At 37.4% G+C, this 460-nt stretch carries 1 protein-coding gene; it reads left to right on the top strand.

All coding sequences use genetic code 11. The features are described 5' to 3' along the window. Window positions 1-451: glycine betaine ABC transporter substrate-binding protein (locus AC30CM_RS27045; RefSeq protein ID WP_049211209.1), on the top strand; the 451-nt coding region annotated here is incomplete at its 5' end. Between the last annotated feature and the right edge of the window lie 9 nt (window positions 452-460).

Genomic DNA, 460 nt, shown 5'->3' with positions numbered 1-460 from the left:
TAAAGATTTACGTTTAGGTATGGATAGTTCATGGATGAATCGTAAAGGCGATGGCTATGAAGGATTTAAAAAAGAGTATGGTTTCGACTTTGGTACAGTGAGACCAATGCAAATAGGTCTAGTCTACGACGCATTAAACTCAGAGAAGTTAGACGTTGCATTAGGTTATTCTACAGATGGTCGAATTGCCGCGTATGATTTGAAAGTACTTAAAGATGATAAACAATTTTTCCCACCTTATGCTGCGAGTGCTGTTGCAACAAATGAATTATTACGCCAACACCCAGAACTTAAAACGACGATTAATAAGTTGACTGGAAAGATTTCAACTTCAGAGATGCAACGCTTGAATTATGAAGCGGATGGTAAAGGTAAAGAACCTGCTGTCGTCGCAGAAGAATTTTTGAAAAAACACCACTATTTTGATAAACAGAAAGGTGGTCATAAGTAATGGAAGGTA

This window comes from Mycobacterium sp. DHQP2018-32-09, assembly GCF_058148405.1.
This window is presented reverse-complemented; position numbering and strand designations above follow the sequence as displayed.